General features: G+C 40.1%; 28 protein-coding genes and 1 pseudogene. 7 read left to right on the forward strand and 22 right to left on the reverse strand.

Features of this window, described 5'->3' with window-relative positions:
• Positions 1-44 precede the first annotated feature (44 nt).
• The 5 genes from NST43_RS17655 to NST43_RS17675 form a co-directional block, all read right to left on the reverse strand.
• A complete protein-coding gene (locus tag NST43_RS17655; RefSeq protein WP_339218353.1) occupies positions 45-1,247 on the reverse strand; it encodes a hypothetical protein in 1,203 nt (400 codons plus the stop codon).
• Positions 1,248-1,477: 230 nt separating this feature from the next.
• Positions 1,478-3,406, reverse strand: coding sequence for an AAA family ATPase (locus NST43_RS17660; protein ID WP_339218355.1), 1,929 nt, complete (start codon positions 3,404-3,406; stop codon positions 1,478-1,480).
• Complete coding sequence (locus NST43_RS17665) at positions 3,406-5,223, reverse strand: ATP-binding protein (protein WP_339218357.1); 1,818 nt, start codon at positions 5,221-5,223, stop codon at positions 3,406-3,408. The genes NST43_RS17660 and NST43_RS17665 overlap by 1 nt, the downstream gene beginning before the upstream one ends.
• Before the next feature lie 865 nt (positions 5,224-6,088).
• Positions 6,089-6,553 carry a hypothetical protein gene (locus NST43_RS17670; protein ID WP_339218359.1) on the reverse strand — a complete coding sequence of 155 codons (465 nt, stop codon included), beginning with the start codon at positions 6,551-6,553 and terminating at the stop codon, positions 6,089-6,091.
• A 43-nt stretch (positions 6,554-6,596) separates the two neighbouring features.
• Positions 6,597-6,863: a DUF6809 family protein gene (locus tag NST43_RS17675; protein ID WP_339218361.1), complete on the reverse strand. Its 267-nt coding sequence runs from the start codon at positions 6,861-6,863 to the stop codon at positions 6,597-6,599.
• Between the two features lie 106 nt (positions 6,864-6,969).
• Here NST43_RS17675 and NST43_RS17680 point away from each other — a divergent pair, with 106 nt between their 5' ends.
• Positions 6,970-7,188 (forward strand): helix-turn-helix transcriptional regulator, encoded by a 219-nt coding sequence (locus NST43_RS17680; protein ID WP_076160374.1) that lies wholly within the window; start codon positions 6,970-6,972, stop codon positions 7,186-7,188.
• Between the two features lie 68 nt (positions 7,189-7,256).
• A complete protein-coding gene (locus tag NST43_RS17685) occupies positions 7,257-7,574 on the forward strand; it encodes a hypothetical protein (protein ID WP_339218363.1) in 318 nt (105 codons plus the stop codon).
• 23 nt (positions 7,575-7,597) lie between these two features.
• On the opposite strand, the gene NST43_RS17690 is transcribed toward NST43_RS17685, so the two are convergent.
• The 5 genes from NST43_RS17690 to NST43_RS17710 all read right to left on the reverse strand — a co-directional run bounded on the left by NST43_RS17690 (position 7,598) and on the right by NST43_RS17710 (position 11,635).
• The gene (locus NST43_RS17690; RefSeq protein WP_339218364.1) at positions 7,598-8,197 is read right to left on the reverse strand and encodes a DUF4304 domain-containing protein; all 600 of its coding nucleotides are present in this window, start codon (positions 8,195-8,197) and stop codon (positions 7,598-7,600) included.
• A gap of 27 nt (positions 8,198-8,224) precedes the next feature.
• Entirely contained in the window at positions 8,225-9,535 is a 1,311-nt protein-coding gene (locus NST43_RS17695; protein ID WP_339218366.1) for an ADP-ribosylglycohydrolase family protein, read from the reverse strand.
• An 80-nt stretch (positions 9,536-9,615) separates the two neighbouring features.
• The gene (locus NST43_RS17700; RefSeq protein ID WP_339218368.1) at positions 9,616-10,224 is read right to left on the reverse strand and encodes a hypothetical protein; all 609 of its coding nucleotides are present in this window, start codon (positions 10,222-10,224) and stop codon (positions 9,616-9,618) included.
• A gap of 136 nt (positions 10,225-10,360) precedes the next feature.
• Entirely contained in the window at positions 10,361-10,693 is a 333-nt protein-coding gene (locus tag NST43_RS17705) for a hypothetical protein (protein ID WP_339218369.1), read from the reverse strand.
• A gap of 15 nt (positions 10,694-10,708) precedes the next feature.
• On the reverse strand, positions 10,709-11,635 hold the full coding sequence (locus NST43_RS17710; RefSeq protein WP_339218370.1) for a YafY family protein: 927 nt from the start codon (positions 11,633-11,635) through the stop codon (positions 10,709-10,711).
• A gap of 99 nt (positions 11,636-11,734) precedes the next feature.
• On the opposite strand from NST43_RS17710, the gene NST43_RS17715 reads away from it, so the two are divergent.
• Entirely contained in the window at positions 11,735-12,226 is a 492-nt protein-coding gene (locus NST43_RS17715) for an effector binding domain-containing protein (RefSeq protein WP_339218371.1), read from the forward strand.
• A 126-nt stretch (positions 12,227-12,352) separates the two neighbouring features.
• Here the strand turns inward: NST43_RS17715 and NST43_RS17720 are convergent, their stop codons facing one another.
• The 4 genes from NST43_RS17720 to NST43_RS17735 form a co-directional block, all read right to left on the reverse strand.
• On the reverse strand, positions 12,353-13,213 hold the full coding sequence (locus NST43_RS17720) for a DUF1648 domain-containing protein (RefSeq protein ID WP_339218372.1): 861 nt from the start codon (positions 13,211-13,213) through the stop codon (positions 12,353-12,355).
• Positions 13,214-13,239: 26 nt separating this feature from the next.
• Positions 13,240-13,977, reverse strand: coding sequence for a hypothetical protein (locus NST43_RS17725; RefSeq protein WP_339218373.1), 738 nt, complete (start codon positions 13,975-13,977; stop codon positions 13,240-13,242).
• A gap of 178 nt (positions 13,978-14,155) precedes the next feature.
• Positions 14,156-15,082: a hypothetical protein gene (locus tag NST43_RS17730; RefSeq protein WP_339218374.1), complete on the reverse strand. Its 927-nt coding sequence runs from the start codon at positions 15,080-15,082 to the stop codon at positions 14,156-14,158.
• A gap of 109 nt (positions 15,083-15,191) precedes the next feature.
• Complete coding sequence (locus NST43_RS17735) at positions 15,192-15,611, reverse strand: DUF4275 family protein (protein ID WP_339218375.1); 420 nt, start codon at positions 15,609-15,611, stop codon at positions 15,192-15,194.
• A gap of 139 nt (positions 15,612-15,750) precedes the next feature.
• Between NST43_RS17735 and NST43_RS17740 the strand changes: the two genes are divergently transcribed.
• Positions 15,751-16,236 carry a hypothetical protein gene (locus NST43_RS17740; protein WP_339218377.1) on the forward strand — a complete coding sequence of 162 codons (486 nt, stop codon included), beginning with the start codon at positions 15,751-15,753 and terminating at the stop codon, positions 16,234-16,236.
• Positions 16,237-16,533: 297 nt separating this feature from the next.
• Here the strand turns inward: NST43_RS17740 and NST43_RS17745 are convergent, their stop codons facing one another.
• From NST43_RS17745 to NST43_RS17760, 4 genes and pseudogenes are all read right to left on the reverse strand, one after another.
• Entirely contained in the window at positions 16,534-17,007 is a 474-nt protein-coding gene (locus tag NST43_RS17745) for a hypothetical protein (RefSeq protein ID WP_339218379.1), read from the reverse strand.
• A gap of 130 nt (positions 17,008-17,137) precedes the next feature.
• A complete protein-coding gene (locus tag NST43_RS17750) occupies positions 17,138-18,211 on the reverse strand; it encodes a transposase (RefSeq protein ID WP_339218380.1) in 1,074 nt (357 codons plus the stop codon).
• A pseudogene (locus NST43_RS17755) lies at positions 18,183-18,275 on the reverse strand (transposase); the annotation flags it as partial. The gene NST43_RS17750 and the pseudogene NST43_RS17755, both read right to left, overlap by 29 nt.
• A gap of 97 nt (positions 18,276-18,372) precedes the next feature.
• Positions 18,373-19,788 carry a serine hydrolase domain-containing protein gene (locus tag NST43_RS17760; RefSeq protein WP_339218382.1) on the reverse strand — a complete coding sequence of 472 codons (1,416 nt, stop codon included), beginning with the start codon at positions 19,786-19,788 and terminating at the stop codon, positions 18,373-18,375.
• Between the two features lie 240 nt (positions 19,789-20,028).
• Between NST43_RS17760 and NST43_RS17765 the strand changes: the two genes are divergently transcribed.
• Both NST43_RS17765 and NST43_RS17770 read left to right on the forward strand, forming a co-directional pair.
• Positions 20,029-21,879, forward strand: coding sequence for a hypothetical protein (locus NST43_RS17765; RefSeq protein ID WP_339218383.1), 1,851 nt, complete (start codon positions 20,029-20,031; stop codon positions 21,877-21,879).
• A 31-nt stretch (positions 21,880-21,910) separates the two neighbouring features.
• A complete protein-coding gene (locus NST43_RS17770; protein ID WP_339218384.1) occupies positions 21,911-22,264 on the forward strand; it encodes a VOC family protein in 354 nt (117 codons plus the stop codon).
• Positions 22,265-22,311: 47 nt separating this feature from the next.
• Here the strand turns inward: NST43_RS17770 and NST43_RS17775 are convergent, their stop codons facing one another.
• The 4 genes from NST43_RS17775 to NST43_RS17790 form a co-directional block, all read right to left on the reverse strand.
• Positions 22,312-22,725 (reverse strand): DUF3788 domain-containing protein, encoded by a 414-nt coding sequence (locus NST43_RS17775; RefSeq protein WP_339218385.1) that lies wholly within the window; start codon positions 22,723-22,725, stop codon positions 22,312-22,314.
• Positions 22,726-22,751: 26 nt separating this feature from the next.
• The gene (locus tag NST43_RS17780; protein ID WP_339218387.1) at positions 22,752-23,144 is read right to left on the reverse strand and encodes a VOC family protein; all 393 of its coding nucleotides are present in this window, start codon (positions 23,142-23,144) and stop codon (positions 22,752-22,754) included.
• 349 nt (positions 23,145-23,493) lie between these two features.
• Positions 23,494-24,189 carry a hypothetical protein gene (locus NST43_RS17785; RefSeq protein WP_209992527.1) on the reverse strand — a complete coding sequence of 232 codons (696 nt, stop codon included), beginning with the start codon at positions 24,187-24,189 and terminating at the stop codon, positions 23,494-23,496.
• Between the two features lie 269 nt (positions 24,190-24,458).
• Positions 24,459-24,779 carry a DUF6809 family protein gene (locus NST43_RS17790; RefSeq protein ID WP_339218389.1) on the reverse strand — a complete coding sequence of 107 codons (321 nt, stop codon included), beginning with the start codon at positions 24,777-24,779 and terminating at the stop codon, positions 24,459-24,461.
• 271 nt (positions 24,780-25,050) lie between these two features.
• On the opposite strand from NST43_RS17790, the gene NST43_RS17795 reads away from it, so the two are divergent.
• Positions 25,051-25,593, forward strand: coding sequence for an AAA family ATPase (locus NST43_RS17795; protein WP_339218390.1), 543 nt, complete (start codon positions 25,051-25,053; stop codon positions 25,591-25,593).
• Positions 25,594-25,619 lie beyond the last annotated feature (26 nt).

The raw sequence follows: 25,619 nt of genomic DNA on the forward strand, positions 1-25,619 counted from the left end.
TATTTATAGACTCAGTCTTAAGTACAATAATCCTAAATTAACCTTTAAACATTTTCATACTTCTCAAAAATATCCAGAAGTTTTCGATCAACTAACTCTATAAGCTTTTTATTCAAACTAATAATACTTTTTAGTGTATTTTGTTTTTCTTTTATTCTTTTATCTTGATAAAATAAATCAATAAAGTCTTCATATGATGCAATATAGTATTCTGGGGGCAAATTCATTTCGCCATTTGAAATTCTTTTTGGAGAGTATTTTTTATTTCTATCCGCTAAAGCAAACTCGAACATCGTTAGTAAAGATTTATTATATAACTCCCCATCATACTCACAAAAATCATCTTGCTCCTTGAGTGCCCCAGAAATTAATATTTCATCATAGGCAATTAGTTTGATAAGCTCATACTCTTCCGGATAAACCTTTTCATAATAAATTAATTCATCATCATAATATATGGGGATTTCTCCTTCTATAATTTGACCATACAAATTTTCGAATCCTTTAATAAAAAACTTTATTATAATGTCACCACTTATATTATAAATATTAGGCACATTAAATAATTCCACTAGGTTTTTCAGTTCAATTAATTCACATAAAAAATTATTTGGAATTCTATGGTTATGTTGATTTTCTATTATTTCAAGTATGAAATCTATCTTTATCTTTTTAAACAAGTCATTTTCTCTACACACTAATTCTAAAATTTTCAATTCCTCTATAAGTGGAATATAAAGATTATTTTTTATTGCCATAACTACATTTACATTTAAACCTTCATCCCTTGCAATTCCTAAATACTTTTGTCTCAAGTCTTGATTATTTTTTTGATCTAAAGATCTCGCAATAGAATTATTAGTAATTAATTTAAATTGAATACTGTTTTCTTCGCATAACTTTTCACATTTAATCACTTCTTCAGGTTGGCGTTCTGAAGATACAAACGCGATACATAGAGCATTTTCTAAAACATCATCCATCATAAGTTTCTTTATGCTTTTCTCTAAATCTTCTAACATTTTCCCTTGCCTTGCATCTGCTGTAACTTGAATATATATGAAATTTCCTTTTTTTGTTTTCTTCCAAATATCAGGTGTTCCTTTTCTTGTTTGAGATGTACCTTCAACATTTCCACTATGTATCAATTCATCCCACTCATAATTCAAACGAGGAAGTAAAGATGCAGCTAATTGCTGCAACTGACCACCGCTCAAGCCACGTAGTATATACTCTGTTTGATTCATATTCCCCTCCCATTTTGTGCAACATTAATCATTTTCTTAGCAGATATCCTTTAAAAATCATATAGATGAACATGCACACCTGTCTCTATCATTTATTCTAGAAGGAATTTTTCTAATTATTTAAACGCAACGTTAATTAATCAATTATAAATCGTTTTTTCACTAAAAATTCAGGAAGTAAATAAGAAACTGAGTTGTTTTCACAATCGTATCTAAAATACCAACAAAATTTATAAATAATTAACTTTTTTTATATATTTAACAAGTTTATCTAATCCATTAAGGAGATCATCAATCATTGCATGATCAGGATGCGATATTATAGTGTTTTTTAGTAAATGTTTTACTTCAAAATTGTTATAAACAAATCTTGCAAGCTCATCTTTGTGTTTAACTGCACCACTATCTGTAGATATACTAGAAAGACCTCTGCTTTCCAATATACTTCCAGCTCCTTCTGTAGATGAATATACATTCCAGTCCTTAACAGATGCAGTACCAGTTATTTTAGAAGCATGATGCTGTTCTTTTTTTGAATAAAAAGCTTTCAATAAATCAGGGTGAGCATAATTTTCAAGTTCTCTACCAGCTAGAACCCAAAAATTTGGTATTTTATTGTATTGACTTTCTATGTCCTCATCGTCCAAAGTTTCATTTTTTAATAAAGTATGAGTTTTGTTCTGTCGGTTTAACTCCGATGAAATTCTTATAAATCGCTTGTATTTTTTCGTTGTTTTATTGACATTATCAGAATCAATCATAACAAAAGGATTAGGATTTACTTTAAGTACTTTTAAAAGAGTATCTTCTTCAATATCTTCAAGAGAGAATACATCTTCTTCAAATGAATAATGAGAAATGGTACTTCCACCAGTCATAAGCAAAGAATAATGAAGCCCCTCTAATAAATATGCATCTAATTTTTTTTCTGCAATCATATAATCGCAATAGGCCTTTATCCAAGCTCTTAACCAAAAAACTTCAGAAGGACCCTCCACCCATATAATGCTATTACTTAACAAAACGTCCCCAGGAAGTACACCTAACTCATTACAAACTTCCCTGGCAATTTTTGCTCCTGAAGAATCCGTTTCTATATGTTTGAAAAAGCCACTATATGAGCATACTCCAACGTTTTTTTGAGAACGATATAAATAATCATCTTCCGTCGCGGTTTCAATTGCAATAGGTGAGTGGGTAGAAATGATAAATTGAGCATAACCAATTTCCTTTATTATTTTCATTACTTCTCTAACAAGTCCTGGTTGTAAATGACTTTCAATTTCATCTATTATTATTAATTTCTTATCATTTCGAACTAATTCCATTAATAGAATATATAACATTGTATAACCAGTTCCAACCTCCTTAGACGATAGTTCTAAATTCCCCGTAAAAGTAAACCTCAGTTCTTTTTGGTTCACATCTGACGAAACTGCAACTGGTGAATCTAAATGAAGCTGTTTTTCAATATATTCCTGTACTTTTCCTTTTGCATTTCTTTTTTCAGAAGGGTGATCTTTTTCATTCAGCCAATTTACAAGTTCAAGGCCACTTACTGAAAGACTATCTTCTCCAGCACGATCAAACGCTCGAATAGGATCAAAGACAAGCACGCTTTCTTGCAATGCCTTATATAAGGTATTGGATATCTTTAAAACATCTTCATCTTTAACACTAAATTGATAAAAAAACTCTGAGTTAAACTGCACATCAAGTGCCAGATTGTTGTTTGAACACACATGAGAGTTCACACCATTTATACATAAGCTAATATTTCCTAAATATTGTTTATTGCACTTATGAATTTGTATTACCATATCAATTTCATTGAATCCAATTATCTTATTTATGTTGGGGTCATTATAATGGATCAGCATTTTCTTATCAATTGTAAAACCCATTATGATAGGTTTACCTGTATCTAAGTTGTAAAAATCATTATCTGTTATTTTTTCCGCCTCAAACCTCATAGTATTTCTAGACATGCCATCTATATTATACTGAAATATACGAATAAGCCGGGACAATAGAGATTTACCTGAGTTGTTAGGGCCAATGATAAATGTAGCATGATTAATCTTTGCCAATAAAATTTCTTGACGATTTTGCAGCCCTTTATAATGCTCAATAAAAATTTTCTTTATAAAATATGACATTATTTCACATCCCACCAGCGATGTATTGTGTCTTTAACTTTATAGTTAATCAGTCTCTTTTTCCAAACTGAACTAAATTTAACATCACTTGAATTAGGTTCTGGGAAGGGAGGATTAATAATAACTTTAGTTGGGATAGTTACACATTCTCCTGCAATTAAACACTCTCCATTTTGGAAAAAGGGAATCATGCTTGATAATGTATTTAAATGGTCTGGGAGTACTTGATTTATAAAAGATTGATCATTAGGATTAGTAACTCTCATAACAAAAAAATTCGAACACTGTGATATAATCGTTTCGCACAAATCTGATGGTCGCTGGCTTACTATTAACTGATTTATTCCATATTTGCGTCCTTCCTTTGCAATTCTGGATAAATATTTTTTAGGAAGTCGCGTAATAGAAGTCGTTTCTTTAGGTATGTAATTGTGTGCCTCTTCAAATACGAGATATAATGGTAGTTTTTTAGGATTAGAATCCCATAACTTGTACTCAAAACATATACGAGATATGACTCCGATAATAATGGGCAATACTTCTGAAGGGAGAGTTGATAAGTCAAATATTGTAAGTTGATTAGCCTTACCATCGGTTGGAACTGATAATAAGCTCTCCATAAATGAATAAAACAAAGTTGAATTTGCGTTATTCATTTCACTTGGGAATAAAAATTGATACCTCCGATCAGAGAATACGCTTTGCAGCTTTTCAATGATCTGATCTAGCTCACCATAATAATTTTTATCCTGATGAACCTTGTCATTTTTACCATCTCTATTAACATTAGTATTACCTGAGCTTGGCAAAAATCCACCTGTTTCAATATCTATGGCAGGTTCATTATCTGAACTCCAAATAGTTCGTTTATTTAGCTTAATTAAAACGGGCAACAAATCCTCATGAAAGGAGAAATAAAGCGGCGCATTAATATTCACTTTTGAAATTTCTCCGACAGCATTTTTCAACTCTTCTTGCTTGCTTTCTTTTAAAGTAACGATTACCTCTTTTAATATGCGAATACCATTACTATTTTTATTAGCATCAACTTCTCCAAGAAATATTGATTGAAATTCATCAAAGTTTAATAACCAATAAGGAATACTTAAATCATTTGCATTTATTTTATTAACTTTATAACTTCCTCTTTTGTTAGGAAAAGCGGTGTCATATTCATCATGAGGATCAAAAAAAACTATATGACTATATTGGTGAGTTTTTAAAACACTTTGCATAATACTTGCAACGGTAGAAGATTTGCCCGAGCCTGTTGAGCCTAAAATTACAGAATGTTTGCCTAAAAACTTATCAATATGAATAGAAACTTCCTCATCTTGAACTCCAGATGCTCTTCCAATTGCAATCCCAGCACCCTCATCTAAAGAAAAAAGTTGTTTTTTTTCTTCTGGAGTCAACAGATAACTTTTTGCGTTAAATTTTGGGTAATGCCCAACGCCCCGCATGAATTTAAGAGAATTTTTCTCTTGAAAATCCTGGTAACCAATAACTTTTGCAACCGCAATCGCCTTATTTTTATATTCATTGTTCGGATAATTATACGGATCTTGTTCAAATGTTGAAATAAGTTTTATTTCCTCAAAAATTCCGAAATGCATTACCTGATGAGTTGAAGTTCCACCTATAAGGAAGATATCACCAACCGTTCCTACATTGAGTTTAATATTTTCTCCAATCCCTAAAACTTTTTCTTGCTCTAAGTTATCTGCTAATACCGATTGATAAATTTCTATGGTTACACTCATTCCAGTGATTGAAACTATTTGGCCAAATGGCTTATCTTTCATCAAAATTTCCATACTTTCCCTCCTTTTGTTTTATGCTATGAGAAGTTAGATCAAGACAAAATATCTGAACTGGCATTATTTAATAATGCTTTCTTCATCTAACATTATTCGCCAAATAGCACCAAAATTCCTTTCTGTTAGCTAACTATATTAGCCTAGACCTTCAGACCTAGAAACTAATATATCTATCTCTACCTTCTCAATTCAAAACAAGATATAATTAGAGTCTTCAGTTCTCATAATTTGAGCCTTCAAATATTTCCTTAGAGACTTAACGTTTCGATAATTGGCATTCAATTATGCGATTTATATTCTATATAACAAACCACCAACTTCTTCAACGCCTGTTTTCTTCTATTCACTTGTTACCGCTCATCCCACAACTCCATAAATTACTCAATCCGCTCAACGATTTGCTCCATCGTAGGATTATTGCTTTCATACACTACCATCTTCCTAAAATCCTTCAACTCTTCAACCAATTTCTGAATCTGTCTAGTTCTAAATATTTTCCGCTCCATGAAGACCAGTTATGTAATAATGTCTTCTTCATAGGATTCATGTAGTTTATCTAGTGCTAGTTTATGCTTTTGCAGTTTCTGCTCCTTCACGGCAATCATTGACTTATGATCCATTCATATAAAGCATCAAAAGATTCTTCGTCCCCACCTCGCCCCTCTAATCACATTTGCTGACATTCTTATAATACTGATATTATAAACGCACCCATATTGGCCCTTTGTTTACTCTTCCTACTCTAAACTGCATTCTACAGCCGTAACACTCACAGTATAGTAGCCCCCGACAGAAGGGAATTTATTTTCTCTGGCTATTGGGATTCATAAGCCTGTTTTTCACTTTAAGTTCTTTGATTGCATCACGTTATTCCATTCTTCAATTTTTCATTTGTTTCCATGTCCTTGATATATTCTCCTTCAGGGAAATCTACAATTGGCCTGAGTAGAAGTTTAAGTATCTTGTTATCCGTTAACCGTATTGTAATATTCCAAGATTGATTAAACTCTATGGCCCGGTAAATTCTCTTTAAGAACCCAAACCCTAAGCAAATAAAAGAAGCCAATGCATAAATAAATATACGCAATGGCTTCTTTACCTCAAACTCCCGCTCCACTTTTTCCAACTGCTTTAAAGAATTCTCGAAAGAATACGGAAACTTACCTCTAAGTTCAATCAGTTTATCAACCTCTCCCAAAGCAATAGCTTCCCTAATGGCAGGAATCCACTTTTCTTGAACAGTGCCCCAACTTTCTGCCTGAAGAAGCTTGTCGATCAGCATAGGCAACTTAGAATTAAAAGTATCATAACTCTCTCTCCTATCCAACTTTATTGTTCAAAGATCAACTTCTTCTTAATATGTATAGTATTTACTTATGCTCCAATACTTCTACGAGCAGCGCCGCTCCCGTTCTGAATCCAAGAGTATAGGCAGAAGCGGATGAGATAGAGATCAGTAGACTGTTCAGATCCATTATTTCTTCCAGCATAGTGAAGTCTTCTGGAGACAACTTTGCTTGCAGGATGTTTATGCGTTCCGAGATCAGCTTAGAGTTCTGTGCATACTCGGGATCATTTAAACAGATTTGTTCATTTGGGCAGATTTTTCCGTAATATAGATCTTCTAAAAGACTCACTTATAACCCCTCCCAAATCATCTTCTTGATTATCTTAGTGAATTTTTCGCTAAAAATAAACAGCGAATAATTCGCTAAGATATGCTTGCGTTGGAGGTGTTCAAATATGTATCAACGTATCCGGGATTTACGCGAAGATAAGGATTTGACGCAAACTCAAATGGCGGAGTATTTGCAATGCAGCCAGCGGATTTATAGTAATTATGAACGCGGAGATGTCGATATTCCCACGGCGATTCTGATCAAGCTGGCAGATTTTCATATGACGAGTACTGACTATCTACTTAACCGAACGAACCAAAAGAAACCTTATCCCAAAAGTTAAACTAATCTTCGTAAGCGCCATAAACTAAGTTTATAGCGCTTACGAAAAACTCCGGAGGACTTAATGAAATGAAGAAACTTCTGTTTATTATATCTGTTTTCTTTCTTTTATTAGGATGCTCAAATGACAAGGTTACAAGCAACAATAATATGTCCAATAGCGATCCCGTCACTTGGCTCACAATTGGTGGAAACAAATACTACTACACCACTACTTATGACAGTATGGATGAGACCACACTAGTTGATACGGGAAACGTAACTGATGAGGAAGATGGAATTCAACTAGGCCTTAAAATCTACAAAAGCAATGTCTTTGAGGACCGTTACTTCATAAAAAGCCAAGATTATGAAAACGCATGGCGAGAGTATAAATTACGCGATTAACATTGTTCATATCAACACATGTTTTACACTTCTAACCCTAACCGCAAAGCCAAGCCCGCGCAGAATTCTTTTTGCGAATCCAGCTTCAGTTCGTTATGCACTTTAGTCATGCAAGCCTGTGCTTGTTCCATATCACCTGTTAAGCGATAGAGTGCTGTTAAGTGATGCGGGTTCTCGTATATTCCAGCTTTCTCCCTCAGCTTCATTACCCGAATGACATCTTCAACCTCTTCAAACTGCCGCAGGTGAGGAAGTATATACTCTGAAATGTCTTCCATTATTCTTCGTTTAAATTCCTCAACGTTTGAATCAGAGGTCAATTTGTACCAATTACCGTTCTTCGTCAGTTCAGTACCGCGTATCTGTAGAACTGAACTCACGACTGTTGGAAAAGCTGGTTTCGGGTATAAAAAAACTTTTCCGAATAATTCCTCCATATAGATTCCAGTATTGAAACAGAATTCAATCTCATCTTGTGTGTTCCACTTGGATGCCTGAATGTTCGCTGTCACCGAGAAGTTAGGTGTAATGCGTGCAAAATTATTGCCCCGCCTCATAAACCCTTCTCCTTTAAACAAAGGAGCAATGGCCTCTTTTATAACATCCTTAAGTACTTCCTGCATTCCCACTCCCCCATCCCCCAAAACAATTCAAATCCCCAAATTCTCATTCACATACAGCTCGCTAGGTTGAATTCGATGCTTACCTGTGTGCAACAGCTCTGGCAAACGCCCTACGCGCTCAGCCAAGCGGGATAGTTGTTGCTCGTGAAAATAAGATAAGCCCGTATGAATCCGGTCCTGGAAAGGGTCAAGCCATCTCGCTTCCAAGCTGTCCGGGCCGAAATACACCCCGAGCAGAGATCCAGCTGTTGCTCCGAAGCTGTCAGTATCGTTGCCTTGCATGACCTGCTTGCATATTCCGTCACCAACATTGTCAGCAAATCGAAATGTATTTATCAAGGTGCCGATTTCCTGATAAACCTGACAGTGGGAATGATTCGCGTACTTGTGATGAATGCTCTGATAAGCTTCCAGCCAGTTATCTGCATTCGCTACGATCTGGAGACAATCCGCAGTAATCTCATAGAATCGGCTCCTTCTAGGGACGAATTGCAGTGCAGTTCTTATGATTTCAAGCCGATCGCGCAGCACATGTGCGGCAGCAATTGCAGCGGCAATTGCAGCGGCAATGAACATCGTGGCATAGATTCCCGTCCGCCGATGTGTAAAACTCGCATCACGCCAAGCCAGCTCGGCCGCAAGAGCGGGTTGACCAGGACAGGCATAGCCGTAAGCATCTGCACGAATCGCCGCCCCGCATAATTCTGTATCTTGCACCAGGAAGTCGGGCCAAGCCTCTATTTCAGAAGGGCTGAATAGTTCCCTGTCATGCTCCAAATAGCTAATCCCCGACCGAATCAGGATGGCCCTCTCCGGCCCCCATGTTGTACTTATCGGAAGATGATTAATCCATAAATCTCTTAGGTTTCTTTTAGTAAAACCCTCACCGAATTGTTCTAAAGCCATCATTCCCATTAAGGTGTAGTTGATATCATCATCAGGTGCCACATAACGAATCCGCCCCCGAGTCGTCTCGAACCAGGACCAATGACGACGCTCCAACGCATGGAGAGCTTCTTCCGAGATATAATCATTCAGCGGCCATTCCCCTACAGAGGTAAATACTTGACGCAGTTCGGACAAGTTAGGATTAACCTCAATTGGCTTTCCCAGCATTGAACCACAGACTGAAGCGAGGAAGCCCGCCTCCACACGCTTGGAACTGTCCTTCAGATTCAAGACTCCGATCTGGCCTAAAGGTCTATTCGGGTCGCATTCCCGCCATATCTCATCCAACTCGTCCGGCTCATAGTAAGGCCAGTTGTCCCGCATTGGAATATCAGCCAAGCTATGGGCGAATTCCAGATAAGCATCATAGCTGGCTGGAAGCTGTTCCAATCGGGCTAAACAACCGGAGGTTTGGTGCCCCTGTGCAAATTTATTACGTAGAATTCCCTCTAATTGATGTTTCAGAAACGTTAGTGATGGCAGTATGTTATATCTCCTTTATTATGATTATCACAAAACCCCAACAAATTAGAAAAATAAACGGATTTCAAAAGTTCACTGTTTATCGCTTGAATCTCCTTAACAAATTCAATAATTCTAGTTCTTATCTCATTTATAAATTCACTTTTGTGTACTCTAATATTTGAGAATGACCCGTATGGTGCATCGATCAATAGGAACTTATCCGTTTGAATTAAATATCTATAGGGTATTTCATGATTTAACTCGCTTAAAATTAGAACCTCATCATCCACTTGTATTTCTAACCAGGTCCAGCAATTTTCAACATACTTCAAGGCTAAGTATTTATGCGAATTTAAGTAGTTGCAGGCATCAACAAGCAGATCTAAATTGGTTAGAATGAGTTCAGAATACAGATCTTTTGCTGATAAAGGCATGTCTGGAGGCGGATATGGAATGAATTCATGTCCATCTACAATCACGGTAAATGGCCCATAGATCTGATGCCACTCTTTATCAAATGTCGCTGTATCCACCGTCCTCAGTTCCTCTACCTGATCTTCAAGCAACTCATACTTGATCTCAAATACAGGGTGCTTAGACACTATTACTTTCACCTCTTCTAGGATTTCTCCCAATACTCTATCGTCACATCTGAATATTCATCTTCGCTCAGAACAAATTTTTTTAATACGCTCATACACTTTTCTACGAACTTCCTCAGATCTTTGATAATCAACGTAGTCCTTTCATTCACTCTAAACTACCCTCTTCACACCTGCTAAACATCACTTCAAAGTCACCGCTAGTTATAAAGTGTGCAATAACCTCTTCAATCCGTCTACGGCTGCATTCGTCCACAAGCACCATGTCACTTCCCCAAAGATACTTTCCGTGCAAGCACTCACCCGTTAGTTTATTCTTGTCAGCCAGTGTCTGAATGTTCTGGTATGTAAAAAATGAAGCCACCCACCTTGAGCTGTCTTCAAAGGTTACTATAGCATCCGTGTTACCATCAACGATGTTCCATTCCCCTTCAGCCCATTCTTCAGCTTCAATCCAAATAGAATACTTCATTCCATTCATCCGCTCCCTCCCCCGCTAATCCCTATCATACTTCTTCAAAATCCCAACAACATATGCCTTAAACCCCTCCCTGATCTCAGGCGGTCCCAGCACTTCACACTTATTTCCAAAAGTAAGCAGCCGGTCATAGCCATAGTCATTCGCAATAATGGGATACTTGGCCCAGCAGTGGTGTTCATCCACCCGCAGGATATGGTCGGCACCGAACCGTTCGATCACCCGATCCATGACGGAGCGGTCTAGCCGAATCGTAACCTCCACCCAGCCCTGACTTAGCCAATCTCCTCCGTCCATGGGGAGAGGGGTGAACGCTCTTGGAACGAACTGCTCCTTCGTCACTTGGAGACCGCTCATTCTGGCCAGCTTGAAGATGCGGTAGTCCTGCTTATCCAGACAATAGGCTTGCAAGTACCAGCTACTCTCCTTGAAAACCACCTGATACAGCTCCGCCCGCCGCTCACTAATCTGCCCCCGCGCATCCGTATACGCAAATGTGAGCACAGCGTGCTCATTCATCGCCGTCTCGATCATCCCGAACAGGCTGCGTAGCGATTCGTTCCCTTGATTCAAGGACAGATCCATGACGAACGGCGCACTCGGCTTGCGCTCTCCGTTGGCCGGGTAGAGAGCGTTCAACTTCTCCGCTGCATACACCATTTCCCGTCTCCCAAAAAGCTGCTTGTAGCTGTTCAATCCATTCTGCAGGTTCTGAATTTCTTGAGGGGTGAACAGGGTTTTGCCCACCTTGTAGGATTTCATCAGGCCGACACCGCCCCATGCTCCCATGAGTGTATAGATCGGCAGGCCGGCTCTATTCAGCGTTTCAATATCCCGGTAAATCGTTCGTCTGCTGACTTCGAGACGCTCTGCTAACTCGCGCGCACTAATCTGCTCATGCTCCAGCAGGATCATAATGAGCGCAATCAAGCGATCCATTTTCATGATGACCACCTCTAATCAAGTATGCCATACAGGTGTCACAGTTGGTAGATTATGCTTGCTTGGAATACACCAATCCCACTATCCAGGAGGTACATTGTCATGATTTCGACCAGAATTGAAACGAAGGAAGCATTCCGCATCATTGGGTTCAAGGCCACACTAAGTGAAGATGGAGCAGTGCACGATCCAGCGTATTCTCCGCTCAAAACGGCTTTTTTCAAAAGCACGCTGGAGAACGGCTCTATGGCCTCCCTGCGTCCTCTGTCCGAAAGCCCCTACGGCTTCGCCGCGATTACCCAGGAAGATGGAAAGATCCTGTATGTTGCAGGCGTTCAGTCGCCCAGGCCCCAGCCGGATGTAGCGGTTGAAGTACTTTTTCCGGGAGGAGAGTATTTGGTGTTGTCGGGTCAGGGCGGCTTGTCGCGTCTCGCGTTTGACCGGCTGGAGGATGAGGCATTCGATGCCATCCTGAACGATAACTATGAGTATGTGTACACCGGATACCCGATTGCGGAGGTACTGACCAATGGCAACCCTATAGATGCCGAAGTCGAAGTGTGGGTGCCGGTGAAGAAGCGGGATGCGGATTGAAGATTGTTTTTGAGGAAATAAGGTAGGGTATATGTAAAAGTGGCTTCGTTGCGTTGTAGCGCGTTGGATCAGCGGCACTCAGAGTTTGAGGTGTGGCTGATCCAGCGCTCAACCACCTGCTCATGTCTAGCGGCTTTCGCGCTGACCAGCCCAGTATGTTAAGGTACAGGCGTATAGGATGATAAAGGCTGTGATGATTAGGACAACGGGGATAACAAAATTAATGTTAAGCAGAGATATCATATTTAGCTGAACGACGGATAACAGGATAACGAACAAGAAGCTTGCTGTAATCATAAAATTCGACCAGGCACGGCGGTAAGTTAAGTCTTCCCTAACCTGCTGCTTCCCTCTGCGCATTCTCCAATATTCATATATGAACAGAAGGGTTCCTAACACCTGCATGATCGTAGGTATAAACACGATACTATAAGATTTATCTACATAGCGGTCTACGGTCCAACTGCCGTTGAAATGGACCGGAAGCTGGTCAGGCATCAGATCGTAGTTGCGCAGCACTGTTACAATACTAACCACAATAATAACAGCATGAATGAGGAACCAATGACTGGGCAGGCCAACATTTCCTTTCCGCAATCCAGGTTCCATCCCTATGACCGATGATTCGGGAGCAGAAGGCAGCATAGACAGTACACTTTTCATTTTCAAATGATACCTAAAGTTAATGACCAGGGAGATTACGAGCATGGCGAGTGAATAGAAGATAATGATCCAACTGACTTGCTTGGAATGTTCATCACTGTAGATTAGGCATAGGATGCCAACAATGAATAGGATGGTATGTAGAATAGCACTAATCCTGGCATATGACCTCCGCATCTGGCGCAGCGGCTCACTGAGGAATTGTACAGCGCTGACGGTGACTCCGAAACTAATCGTCTCTTTTGTTAAATACGGCATACTCACGATGAGTACAATAGAAGGTACAAACACTAAGATAAATATGATAACAGGCAGTATCGTCATATCATTCACCTCATTTTATATGTATCTTATTTTACATAATCCTGGAAATAGATCTTATACTCTGCATATTTTTCAGGATTACTTTTTTCAAATACTTTCAAAGAAGCAGGTTCCCGAAAATCTATATCATTGACTGAAAAATTGACACTCTTCATATCTCCATTCGCATTATTTTCAGTCTTGTATGGTTGTATTATTCTACCTTCCTGTATCATTTCAATGGCTAACATCTTAGCCCATCCACGCGTCACATAAGCAGAGAATGAAATATGATCATAGCTGATAAATCTCCACACTTCTTCTATAGATGACGTCCTATCATATTTTGCGTATTGATTACTTGAATGTATTGCCACATATCTGTAAGGTGTATTAATAAATACGTCCCTGTATTCAAATGTACTATCGTTGCTGGTCGATGATAATAAGGGTAATTTGAAGTCTTCACCGAAATATGCACCATCTTTTTTCCCTTCATTGATCGCCTTCATGATTTGATCATCCGTTAGACTATAGATATATCCGTAACCAGATTTTATTTTCGCTTCTATGACATCTTTATCTAGTAATGTCAATGAATCTGCTGCCATATTTGTTTTAGGTAAACTTGTGTTAGGTACATCAATAGAAGTTGAAATTGACTTATTGATACTCGAAATTGTACTTCCTTTCTCAACTAAATCATACTTCGATAATCCATAAAATATCACTACATTTAGTGCTAATGAAACGGACAATAATATAAATAAAATCTTAACCTTCATTATGTATGCCACCCTCAATTTCCGCGTAATGCAATAACCCTACCATATTATAGGTTATCTGTCACTTTGCTGCCCCTCCCCATTTAGACAAGCCTGTGCTACTTACTTCAGGAAAAAAAGGCTGTAACAAGTCACTCTTCCACTCCCCCGTCACAGCCCCTAGAATGTACCCTCATCATCAGAGCAATTCTTTAACCGAAACCTGATACAACATATCATCTGCACAGAACAGCACGCGATCTTCCCGAAAATCTTGCGTCACTGGTACAAGCGGCTCAGATTTTTCATTAAGGAACTGTATCTTATGCCCTTTGGTCAGGCTTGCTTGTTCATGTTTTTTGATATAATAGTCTCCGTGTTTGCCGTAACCGCCATCGAACAAGAAGTGACAACCATCCGTGCAGAACCCGGCCGAACCGGAAATCTCAGGATTCATAAATGTGACCTTGGGCTGAGTGGGTCCGCCTGAGATGCAGCCGAGCAAAAAGTCCGTATAATAATAAAACCAGACCTCCTCTTCACGGACAACATTCAATGCGTAACAATCGGCAATATCCGACACATGATCTTCGTATACTTTGTTGCCATGCTCATCCCAGGCCACAAGGCCGTGTGCACCGACAGGTTGATCCCACCCGTTATTCCCGAACACGCCTTCGTCAAAATAACTGGTCCAGATGGTGCCTTTCTCCGTCACTTGAACCTTCTGAATCCCGTCCCCAAGCAGGAACTCACGAACGGTACGTCCTTTATAATCACACACTTTGGCGTTCAGATCATATGTGCCTGCACCATAATACGAGCAGCGCGCTCCAACCAACAGCAGATGTCTGCGGAGCGGCTGAACATAATGATAATTAAAATGCTGATCCTCAATCAAAATCTCATCGATATAATGTTGACTTTCTATCATCAAAACCTTGTAAGTATGCGGTTGCTTCAAAGCCGGTTGGACGAACATTCCTCGTTTCCGTTCCGGGATCTGGTTAATCAGCAGGACATATACGCATCCATCTCCACCGAGTTGAGCCGAGACGATCTTGAACCCTTTAGTATACACCGAAATATCTGCAAAAGGCTGCAGCGTCACTGTTTTATGAAACATGCCTATTCCTCCTTAAGAGCTGATGTAAAACCATCCTCTGTTCTATTACCGTATTATGTCAGAGTAGATGGAACCAGAACATGGCGGAAGTATGGCGAAGGTAATCAGATCAGTATTTTTTATAAAAATAAGGTCCACTAAATGATTCATGAGTGTTAACATACGTCCATTGAAATTCCGTGTCGACGATATAAATATCGTCTTCATTTTTAAAATCATCCGCAACAATGTTCTTCGCATTCTCTATAGTTAATGCAAGATCAGAATGTTGGTAAAATACATACACGCGATTCTTTATTTCGTTATTAAAAGCAAGTTTTGCATGGTCCTTTTCGTAGGCATTTACTTTACTGTAGCTGAATAGATTCCATAAAAAGTCGTGCAAATATATTTTCCTTTTTTCATCACTGCTTATAGCCTCAGCAAATTCCTTCTCCCAGATGCCTCTAAGGTACTTCCCCCATTTACCAATCTCAGTATATTTAATATTTCGTTTATGAAGTATTTCTGTAAGCTTTGTCTTTGTCATCACGTATCATCACTTTCGCTACTATTTAGCATATAGTTGAATATTCATTTCGTAATTATATTGTATAGAAGGCTCGATGAAGCTGGCAGTGGGGATATTATTAATAATATTCAGAAATCCCCATCATAAAAGGAGATAGATGAACAGAACCAGATTCACAAAATTACTATTATTATTTTTGTTTGTACTTTTGATTAGTTCATGTCAATCCTCGACTGAACCTAGTACCGGAAACAATAGCAATACTGGAGATTGGCCTTCTTACACCTTTGAAGAATTGTTATCAAATTCAGACTTGGTTGTTTATGGAGAAATCACTGACACTAAAAATCTTGACGGTGACCCTCCTTCACAAGAATCAAATCTGAATGTTTTGAAAGTGTTGAAAGGTGACGAAACGAATAAAACAATATCCTTAAAACTAACAGACCCTTTATATTATGTTAGTTCTGATTCTAAGTATGTTATGTTCTTAGAGGATACCGGCTCTTACTATACACAAAAAACGTACAACTCCCTTTTAATCGAAAAAAATGGAGTCATCTCATCTAGTCTTCAAGGATTAAGCCGCGAATTTACAATAGATGAGGTTCAAAATCAGATTTCTAGTGTTATGGAAAAATGATTATTAATGAGTCTTAGAGGGGCAGTTTTTTTCTGCTCCTTTTTTTGGTTTAACCGATATGATACTAGGAGTAATGTGATGCACCCGACCGCCGTTCTATTCGGAGACTGGATAGGATTCGAGCAGATCAAAGTTCTCGTGATTCCCGTCAATAAACAGGGTGGTCCATGGTTTCTCAGTCAACCATTTTAGCCAAAAGCGATCCTCCGCATCATCTGCCCACAGCAAGCCGAAGTCCCCAACGATAATAACATAATCCTGCTTCGTCAGCGCCCTGCCTTCAGGAAAGTTCCCCTTTCAGTGAGCGCTTGATTGGATCGCAAAAGCATATTTCTTCTCCTGCTTCTCCCAGATTGCATTTATGATAAAACCTCTATATTCCTTTTTATCTTTTTCATAGTAAGAGCTTAAGGAAGAAGCGATGTGCGTTTCTAAATTGAAGCTATACACGCCTTTCTTTGTAACATAGGGAACGTCGGTTATTAATTTGGATGTATATAAATAATCTCCATTAGAATCAAGTAATCCATCGCTTATGGAAAGTGTGTCAGGCGGATTTGATCCAAAATCAATTGAAATCTCTTCGCCAATTTTCAAATATTGAATTTCCGAAGTGTTCTCTTCCTCGAATGCAAAAGAAAACGGTGAAGCTGTCTGATCGGATAAAGAAGCCTTTTGATCACTATTCAGATTCGCATATTTAATATTCTCTTTTCCGCCAACAATGGTAACACTACTCTTAGGACTACCATCACAGCCCGTAAATGCCACAATTGAACCTCCACACCCTTAAAAGGGTGGGATTCTTAGCTAGTTAGCGGGCGCATACGTTTCCGCTTTGCCCTACTGCTAAGTTAAGGGCGAGTTCATTCGCCCATCCTAGATCAGAGCTTATAGCTACCTAGGCTGGCAGACTGTTACCATCTGCCACAGGTTGACGCATGATGTTGATGGCACCGACCCGATCCCGATGTGCTGTATAACCGCAGTTGCAATGATACGTTCGATCCTTTGCTTTGTTCCGCTCTCCACAAGAGGGACAGCCTTGCGAGGTGTATGCCGGATTCACTTCAACCACTTGGATTCCAGCAAGTGTCGCCTTATATGCGATGAACATTTGCAACTGATAGAACGACCATTGATGCAGATTTTTAGCGTTTTTACGACTTGTTCTTGTCGTCTTACGAATATTCGTCAGTTTCTCTAGCTTGATGACAGACACCTTTTCTTGAATCGCCATATTCACGATCTGGCGGCTGATTTTGTGATTCTGATCTTTCATAAAACGACTTTCCTTGTCGGTCTGTTTACGGATCGCGGATAACTTTTTAAGCTTTCCTAATTTGCGGCGATAGCTGCTGTACTTACGGCGAACAAATTTGTTTTTACGTCCATTTCCGCAAAATTTTGTCTTGCCACTTGAGGTTACGGCAACAGCAGGCACTTTCAAGCCTAGATCAATCCCCATCACTTCATCACCATCGACTGGTTTGGTGGGGCGTTCGATTGAAATTTGAACAAACCATTTCGCTGATTTTTGAACCACGCGCAGAAGTCCAAGCTTCCCATTCGAAAGGTTGTCTCGCTCCCGATCCGAAAGAAGCGCAGGGACCACAAGACGTTGTACTTTTCCATCCAGGATCACGGGGAAAGAAATGTGGTTGCCCCAAATCGTATAATTTTGATTGTTCACGTAGTACACCCTCTTTTGGAGAAGAGGCCGTTTCTTCGTTTTCTTGAACCGCTGAAACAGGCTTTTGGCGTCTCGAATCACTTGATTCTTTACGGCAGAGGGTAGATTGGCATGGACGGTTTTTGAAGTTAATTTCGGAAACGTTCCAGACCTTTCGGCTTGCTCCGTTAATTCGTTGACGGTTCGAATGTATTCGTTCCCCATATTCACCAATACAGACGGACGGGGTGGAATCGTTACGGTTTGCAGGGTTTCACCCCCTTGTTTTTTGTTCCTCGACATATCGTTTGATCGTTTCGCTTGAAACGTTCCCTGCCGTACTGACCAAGTAGGCACGAGTCCAGAGGGAAGGCATGATAGTTAATTAATGATAAGGTAGTTTTGGTATTTCTGTAGAATTGTCAATTTTGACAGCATAAGGATGTCCCTTAAACAAAGACGATTCATCCCACCCCTAAAGGAGTGGGATTTCTCGACCAATTTCTGTAATTATAATTCACCAATAAAGGCCAGCCCAGCACGAATAGTAACAACAGCGCTCTGATTAGCAGGGTAACACGGGCCTTGATCTTTTGGCGGCGGATTCCCTTCTCTGTGGCAAAATCGCTTCTCCCTCCTGCCAGCCGGATGAGCTTAAACGCAATCCCAATCACAGTTAACACTACTAAAAGCGAACCTATCCCGTCCATTAGGATATAGGTGTCGTCATACTTTAAGGTCTTCATCGGCTGCCCTTGCATCTGGTCATAGATATTCTGAGCAATCAGCGTAGGTGCGGTAGAGTTCAGATTAGCCAGTACGAACACCCCCTCCTTACGTTCTGGATCGATGATCGCCTGGGAAGAATAATTCGGGTTGCTTCCACTATGACGGATCACCCTCGTCTCCCGGTCTTGGCTCCAGCCGAAGGCATAGAATAGATTTTCACTTTCATCTCCCGCTGTACTAAGGTCAGGCTTATGGGATTGTTGAATGGCCTTTCTTAGATTATCCGGGACCTCGCCGCTTCCAATCTGAGCGTTGACCCAGTGCTGCAAATCCTTCAGATTGGTCACCAGATACCCTGCGGCTATATTTCCGTAGTATCTGGGAGCATCGTAGGCTATGCTTTTGCCAAAAAACACCCGATACCCCTGCGCTAGCTGCTCCGGCTTCCGTTCCTGTCCTGTCGAGAAATAGCTGTCGTTCATCCCCAGCGGCTTAAGGATCTGCTCGGTCACATAATCCTGATAGCTCATCCCCGTAACCCGTTCAATAATCGCTGCCAGAATATCGTAATTCACTGTTGCATACTGATACGCATTGCCCGGCTGGGTATCCAGCGCAAGGCTGGACATTTTATGTATGGTCGCTGCAAGCTGCTCCTTATCTGAACCTTCGGGGATTAGGCGGATGCTCCATGACGGTATGCCGCTGGTATGTGATAGTAGCTGGTTAATTGCGATCTTAACCTTCTCCCCCTTATAGGTTGGAGCAAACTCTGGTAGATACTGCGAGACATCATCGGTATAAGCCAAAGCCCCCTGATCCTGTAATATAATCACAGCCAGAGCCGTAAAGGCCTTGGTCGTTGAGCCTAGTTCAAAAAGCGACTCCGCCGTAACCGGCCTTCGCTGCTCCTTATCGGCGTAGCCGTAGGTTTTGAATTCGGTCTTGCCCTTGCTAGCGGATAGAATCGCTACACCTGGAGTAGCTGTTTTGTCCATGATGCTCTGCACCATGCCGGACTCACTATCAATCTTCCCTGAAGCCAAAAGAGTTCCAATCTCATGCCAACATGCAGCCGTAGCAAGGATTACGATCAGCAGCATCGCAATGCCTTTTAGCAGCATTTCTTTTCTTCGCGTTGTTCTCTTCATGATTATGCTCCTTCAAGTTCGGTCATCTGGGTCAATTTACACTTATCTAGTATGACGGCTTGACGCAGCCGTTCCCTGCACAACGAAGGTAAATCCCAAAGCTTCTGAATAAAACGCTACTGCCATATTTAATTTCTCTCCCTGCCTTGACCTTGAAGTATACTTCAACCCTTATAGTGAAATATAGTTAATGGTACACTTAAAAACGGGCATATATGCTTATAACGAGAGAGGTATATTATGAGAAGTAAATTTAATGGAGAACTGCCGGGGATTCTGTTCCTGATTCTAGCACTTGGTGCTTCTGTATTTATCGGAAAAGAAATGTTGTTCGCTGTACTAGCAATAATCGTGCTATTGGCACAATTAGGTATTTATACTTTTCACCTCAAGAGAAGAGGTAAACTGTTTTGGGTCTATGCAGTTGCCCTGGTAACAGAGATTGTATTCTTAGTCACTAATGCGTTTTGGATATTCACACTTGCTAATCTACTGCTGATAGTAGCAGGGGTATGGAATGTGTTTTTTGCTGGTGGAGTGCGTAAGAGCGGCAAGGTCTTGCTAGTGGTTCGGAGAGTGTTGTTTGGTATTATCGCTTTAATTGCCACTGTGGTTTGGATCGTTAACATATATGTTCAGCCTATTACGAGGTCCGTTACTCTGCCAGCTGAATTGACTGCTGAAATCAACCATGACCAGCTTGATTCTCCAACCACCATGTTGGAAAATATTAAGAAAATGAATTCTTTTGGCAGCCGTACAACAGGATCTGAAGGTCACAATAAGTTCATTGCATGGTTACAGCAGCAGGTAACGGATATGGGCCTTACTGTGTACCGTGATAAGTATACTTTTGATCGCTGGGAAGAGAAGAAAAGCTCTGTGACCATCGATAACCAGGAAATTCATGTATCCTCTGCGTTTCCTTACTCAGGCGAGACCGATACAAATGGAGTTACCGGAGAGTTTGTCTACACCAAACCTGGTAAATATGAGGAAGCCAAGGGCAAAATAGCCGTCGTAGAAATCAAGAACTTTAAGAATTTTCCCCTGGCACTGGTTATGAATATACGTGAAAAAGTTGGGGCGCCGGGCGGTATTCCTTCAGATGAGGGCGATCTGGTCCTTACCACAGCTTTGAAGCACGCTAAATTGGAAGAAGCCAAGGAACAGGGCGTCAAAGCAGTCATTATCGTCTGGGATGGTGTTTCAGATGAAAAGGCTGAGAAGCAATACCTCCCCTTCACCGAGCATTATTTCGGAATTCCAGCAGTTTGGATCAATAAAACAGCAGGGCAAAAGGTAATCAACGCAGCTAAGGCACATAAGGCGGGCACAGTGATTTTAGAGGCAGAAACACAGGAACATGCACCGACCGAATCTTTTTATGTGAAAATTGAAGGAAAGAATAAAAAGGAATCGATCATTATAAATACGCATACCGATGGTGTGAATGTGGTAGAAGAAAACGGTGCGATTGGAATGCTCTCCATGATTCGTTACCTGCAGCAGCAGGAGCAGCCAGAACGGACTATGATCTTCACCTTTGTAACAGGACATTTCAGATTGCCCGAATTCAAAGGTACGTCGCAGGCAACCTCAACCTGGATGCAGGCTCATCCTGAGCTGTGGGATGGTAAAGATGGACACCTGAAAGCCGTGGCAGGACTCACTGTAGAGCATCTAGGCAGCTTAGAATGGAAGGACAATGCTTCTGGACAATATGGACCGACTGGCAAAATAAGCACAGAATTCACCTATGCAGGAAATGAAAGAATGGAAGCTATTTGGATGAAAGCTGTTGAAGATAGAAATAACACCCGGACAGTTATCTTGCGCGGACATAATAAGTTTCAATTCGGTGAGAGTCAGCCCCTGTTCAATGCCGGGATTCCAATGATTGGACTTATACCCATCCCAGACTATCTCCTGGTAGATAGCGCAGACAGAGAAATGGATAAATTCGATGTGAACCTGATGCACGAACAAGTCGGGTCTCTATTGAAAGCATTACAGCTTATGGATAGTACAGCGACTACTGAGTTGGGTACGGCAGATCGGTATTCGTTTTTCATTGGACGGACAAAGTAGTTGAATGATAGCAAAGAAAGAAGGTATACACATGAAACTTTGTGGAGTCTGTATCCTGACTGATAATGCGCCTCGCCTTGCTGCTTTTTATGAAATTGTACTCCAGGAGTCTCCGGTTGTTGAAGGACAGCATTACGGATTCGACAACGCCCAACTTGCGGTCTACAATCCGGGCCAAGTGAATGTGGTCAATGACAAAAATATGTCTCTAATGTTCTATGTCCATGATGTCTTGGCTGAATATGACCGTCTAATGCAAGCCATCCCCGGCATCGGGATTACCTCTCCTCCTGAGCGTAGACCATGGGGTGCCTATTCTTTCTGGTTCCTTGATCCGGACGGAAATACGGTGAGCTTCATCGAGAAGAAGGATCTTGAAAGCTAGATTATCCTCTCTGATTTCTTCAAAACTTATGGCGTACACAAGCAAATTCATTTTATATTTGGCTTTCGCTTAATTCGTAAAAGCTTTTCCATATCACAAAACAGGGAAGTGTCCTTCAATTCAAACATCATCCACTTCCCATCATGATAGGTGGTAGATTCATCGTATACCCGTTGTACTTCTAAGGAATAATTATTTCTATCTGCCTCAAATTTAACTCTTTCATCCTTACCGAAAATAATCAGGAATCCAAACGCATCTTCTTTTGCGTATAAGGTACATAAGGTTTTGCCACCCCTGCGATACTTATACTCATAAGTCCATCTTTTCCCTCCACTGTTCCAAAGATGTTCCATGTCGTATTTTGTTTCAACTAAATGGGTTAGCTTGGTCCATACATCGAATAATGATTGACCAAGTAAAGAAATCAATTCTTCATTGGTAGGTACCTTCACGGGCATTTTATTCCCTCCATGATCTCTTTTTTCTATACTGCGATATACCAGTACACGCCGTATTTATCGACAACTTCAGCACAGCAGGAACTCCATGGAAGGGCGCCCAACGAAAATAACACCGTGCCACCCTTCGCTAGCATTTCATATGCCTTTTCCACTTCTTCATCACGCTCAAAGTTAATCCCATAACTCATAGTTGGGCGTGATCCCTCTAGTGATGATGAGAGCATGATATTAATAAAGGTATCATTATGTGATTCACTGACAGCAAATATTTCTTGTCCGTCTCTAAGTAAAGATGCGTGCATAAATGTGCCATCCGGGAATTTCTCATGGTATCCCAGGGTAAGTCCAAAGGCTTCTGAATAGAATGCTACAGCTTCAGTGGTGTTCTTGATGTATAGGGTTGCTGCTAGTTTCATGGTGTAGACTCCTTATTATTATATTTAATTCCTTTCCCCGCCAAACACCTCAATAATCATTAACGCACCTATTTTGTAGCCTTGGATTGCCAACTACAATAATTTACCAATAGTCCTTACATATTCTATTATCCATGATGAATCCGTTTTTTTAGGTTCAAGCTCAGATGGCTATAACGTATAAATAATTCTTTTTCTCATAAATGCCCTTCTTTATCAATATGCACAATAATCCTTCGTTTAACTAATAGTAGTGAACCAATACATATCTCTGTTTAAGCCTCCTCTGATTATAATGATGGCGCTTGTAGGAAATCCATTAGAAAAATGAATATAAATGGTTTTAATATCATTCAACTTTCATCCATAAAGCATTCTGCCGATCATCAGTACTGGACAAAACTATCATTCCAGATTCATGACCTTCAGGGATTAAAAATCCAACCCAACCGTTAAATGGTTTCCCTTCAGATACACTGGGAGAATATTTGGGGAACATAAAAGAAGGAGTTCTCTTTAGAGTTACTGAATCAATATATTCAAACCTATAATTATTCATTGACAGCAATGCCCCCGGCTTTTCAGATGCTAAGATATGAAGGTTCACTTTTATAAGAACATAGGAATACCCGCTTGGAGCAGGTTCTTTTTTCTCCTGAAAGACTTTCAGAGCATCCTTTCCTTTGCTCGTTTCTTCAATGGAGACTGAACCAATGAATTTATTAAAATTTTCATTCATTTCAAAATATGCTTTTGAACCAGAATGTAATGGATTGGACTCAGTGTACCCGCCGTACATGCTTATGTCTCTTCTCAAAATACTGATTGTATTCGACTCCGGCATGACATGATATGACCCTTCCATCCCTTCAATAACTGTGCGCAAAGGTACATAAGTCACTCCATCAATAACCTTTGCTTCCCCTTTAATTGCAATCCCATTTACCCTTAAAGAGAATCCTGTAGTGGCCGCATAGACCGTAATAGATAGACATACTACTGAAAACATAATGAGAAAACTTGATATCACTAACTTTTTGTTCACTATTGACACACTCCTTGACCTGAATATATCTTTCTTTACCCTGAACTATCATGAACACACGCATACTCCATTCTCTTTTTAATATTCGACAAGGTACCCATCTCCCCTTCCAAAAGAACTAAATTTCTCCATGTGAAATAAACACTAGTGTTTTTCCAGAAGTTGTTCTATGACCTTAATCTACTATTAATACCACTCATAATTTCCGCACAAAAAAACCGAAACAAATTTACGCTTCGGTTCCTTTACTACTAAATTTATGTGCCTCTTTAAATGGAGCTTTTGTCCCCGCCAAAAACCTCAATCATAATCAATGCACCTATTTTGTAACCTTGGATAAAAGATGCTGCCGAATGCAGCGAGCAGGATTCACTATGTAGCTCCAGCAGTTCCTCAACCTGAACAAAATCTTCTTCGGGTAGTCTCTCTTTTAGCATCTGTAATGAATCAATAATCCGCTGATTAATCCTTCGCGATTCAGGATCGTTTGGTTTTATCCGCTCATTGGGACGTAAACTCCCATAATACAAATCCTCCAAAATAATAATCATCAGGCCTCCCTTTGTATGTGCCGCGATACTTGTAGACAATAGTGATCCTCCCAACCAAGTTTACTTGATAAAGTAGGTATATATTGTTTTTTATGCAGTATTCGCATAGGAGCTTAACCTCAACAAAAACAAGCTTATGTGGAGGCAGAAGTCTATAGAAAATAAAGTATTAGACTTGTGTGGACGCTTTACTAAGCTAACGGGCAGGATGGATAGCGCAATGACCTGGCCGCTTGGCTTCCCCAGGTTATGGTAAAATGTTAATAATAACTTCTGCATTTTGGGCAATTGTAAAATGGAGGGCAGCAAAATGAATAAAACTCATGGAATAATTTTGTTCGGGGCAAATGGAAGCGGAAAGACTACTCTTGGATGTAAACTGGCGCATATATTGAACTTTAAGCATATGGATCATGAGAATTACCACTTTAAAAAATCGGTAATTCCATATACCGCAGTCCGTCCTTATGAGGACTGTTTGAGTTTAATACTTTCCGACATTGAGAAATATCGTTCGTTTGTCCTCACCGCTGTCACGGGTGATTTTGGCGACACAATTCCTAAGTTTTACGACCTCGCTGTATTTATCTCAGCACCGATTGAACTGCGTATGGAACGTATAGAGCAACGTGCGTATAACGAACATGGAGAACGTATCCGCAAAGGCGGTGATATGTACGAGCAACATTTGAAATTCACAGATTTCGTGGCTTCGCGTTCGCTGTCAAGAATTGAACAATGGGCGCAAACCCTAACGTGTCCTGTAATACATATTGACGGTGCAATTGATTGGCACACGAATGCGACGAATATAGCAAAACGGTTTTATGAGATCGAATGGCAAAAACAATAAAACAGATAATAGTAGAAAGATATATT

It is taken from the genome of Paenibacillus sp. FSL H8-0332, assembly GCF_037963835.1.
Taxonomy (GTDB): Bacteria; Bacillota; Bacilli; order Paenibacillales; family Paenibacillaceae; genus Paenibacillus_AQ; species Paenibacillus_AQ rhizoplanae.

What these genes read in the sequence shown, in the direction of transcription:
- NST43_RS17765 (WP_339218383.1), top strand. Translation starts at nt 20,029, where the DNA reads ATGAGAAGTAAATTTAATGGAGAACTGCCGGGGATTCTGTTCCTGATT.
- NST43_RS17660 (WP_339218355.1), bottom strand. Translation starts at nt 3,406, where the DNA reads ATGTCATATTTTATAAAGAAAATTTTTATTGAGCATTATAAAGGGCTG.
- NST43_RS17780 (WP_339218387.1), bottom strand. Translation starts at nt 23,144, where the DNA reads ATGAAACTAGCAGCAACCCTATACATCAAGAACACCACTGAAGCTGTA.
- NST43_RS17655 (WP_339218353.1), bottom strand. Translation starts at nt 1,247, where the DNA reads ATGAATCAAACAGAGTATATACTACGTGGCTTGAGCGGTGGTCAGTTG.
- NST43_RS17720 (WP_339218372.1), bottom strand. Translation starts at nt 13,213, where the DNA reads ATGACGATACTGCCTGTTATCATATTTATCTTAGTGTTTGTACCTTCT.
- NST43_RS17715 (WP_339218371.1), top strand. Translation starts at nt 11,735, where the DNA reads ATGATTTCGACCAGAATTGAAACGAAGGAAGCATTCCGCATCATTGGG.
- NST43_RS17760 (WP_339218382.1), bottom strand. Translation starts at nt 19,788, where the DNA reads ATGAAGAGAACAACGCGAAGAAAAGAAATGCTGCTAAAAGGCATTGCG.
- NST43_RS17725 (WP_339218373.1), bottom strand. Translation starts at nt 13,977, where the DNA reads ATGAAGGTTAAGATTTTATTTATATTATTGTCCGTTTCATTAGCACTA.
- NST43_RS17775 (WP_339218385.1), bottom strand. Translation starts at nt 22,725, where the DNA reads ATGCCCGTGAAGGTACCTACCAATGAAGAATTGATTTCTTTACTTGGT.
- NST43_RS17795 (WP_339218390.1), top strand. Translation starts at nt 25,051, where the DNA reads ATGAATAAAACTCATGGAATAATTTTGTTCGGGGCAAATGGAAGCGGA.
- NST43_RS17685 (WP_339218363.1), top strand. Translation starts at nt 7,257, where the DNA reads ATGAAGAAACTTCTGTTTATTATATCTGTTTTCTTTCTTTTATTAGGA.
- NST43_RS17690 (WP_339218364.1), bottom strand. Translation starts at nt 8,197, where the DNA reads ATGCAGGAAGTACTTAAGGATGTTATAAAAGAGGCCATTGCTCCTTTG.
- NST43_RS17740 (WP_339218377.1), top strand. Translation starts at nt 15,751, where the DNA reads ATGAACAGAACCAGATTCACAAAATTACTATTATTATTTTTGTTTGTA.
- NST43_RS17665 (WP_339218357.1), bottom strand. Translation starts at nt 5,223, where the DNA reads ATGGAAATTTTGATGAAAGATAAGCCATTTGGCCAAATAGTTTCAATC.
- NST43_RS17735 (WP_339218375.1), bottom strand. Translation starts at nt 15,611, where the DNA reads ATGACAAAGACAAAGCTTACAGAAATACTTCATAAACGAAATATTAAA.
- NST43_RS17680 (WP_076160374.1), top strand. Translation starts at nt 6,970, where the DNA reads ATGTATCAACGTATCCGGGATTTACGCGAAGATAAGGATTTGACGCAA.
- NST43_RS17710 (WP_339218370.1), bottom strand. Translation starts at nt 11,635, where the DNA reads ATGAAAATGGATCGCTTGATTGCGCTCATTATGATCCTGCTGGAGCAT.
- NST43_RS17705 (WP_339218369.1), bottom strand. Translation starts at nt 10,693, where the DNA reads ATGAATGGAATGAAGTATTCTATTTGGATTGAAGCTGAAGAATGGGCT.
- NST43_RS17750 (WP_339218380.1), bottom strand. Translation starts at nt 18,211, where the DNA reads ATGTCGAGGAACAAAAAACAAGGGGGTGAAACCCTGCAAACCGTAACG.
- NST43_RS17730 (WP_339218374.1), bottom strand. Translation starts at nt 15,082, where the DNA reads ATGTTTCATAAAACAGTGACGCTGCAGCCTTTTGCAGATATTTCGGTG.
- NST43_RS17770 (WP_339218384.1), top strand. Translation starts at nt 21,911, where the DNA reads ATGAAACTTTGTGGAGTCTGTATCCTGACTGATAATGCGCCTCGCCTT.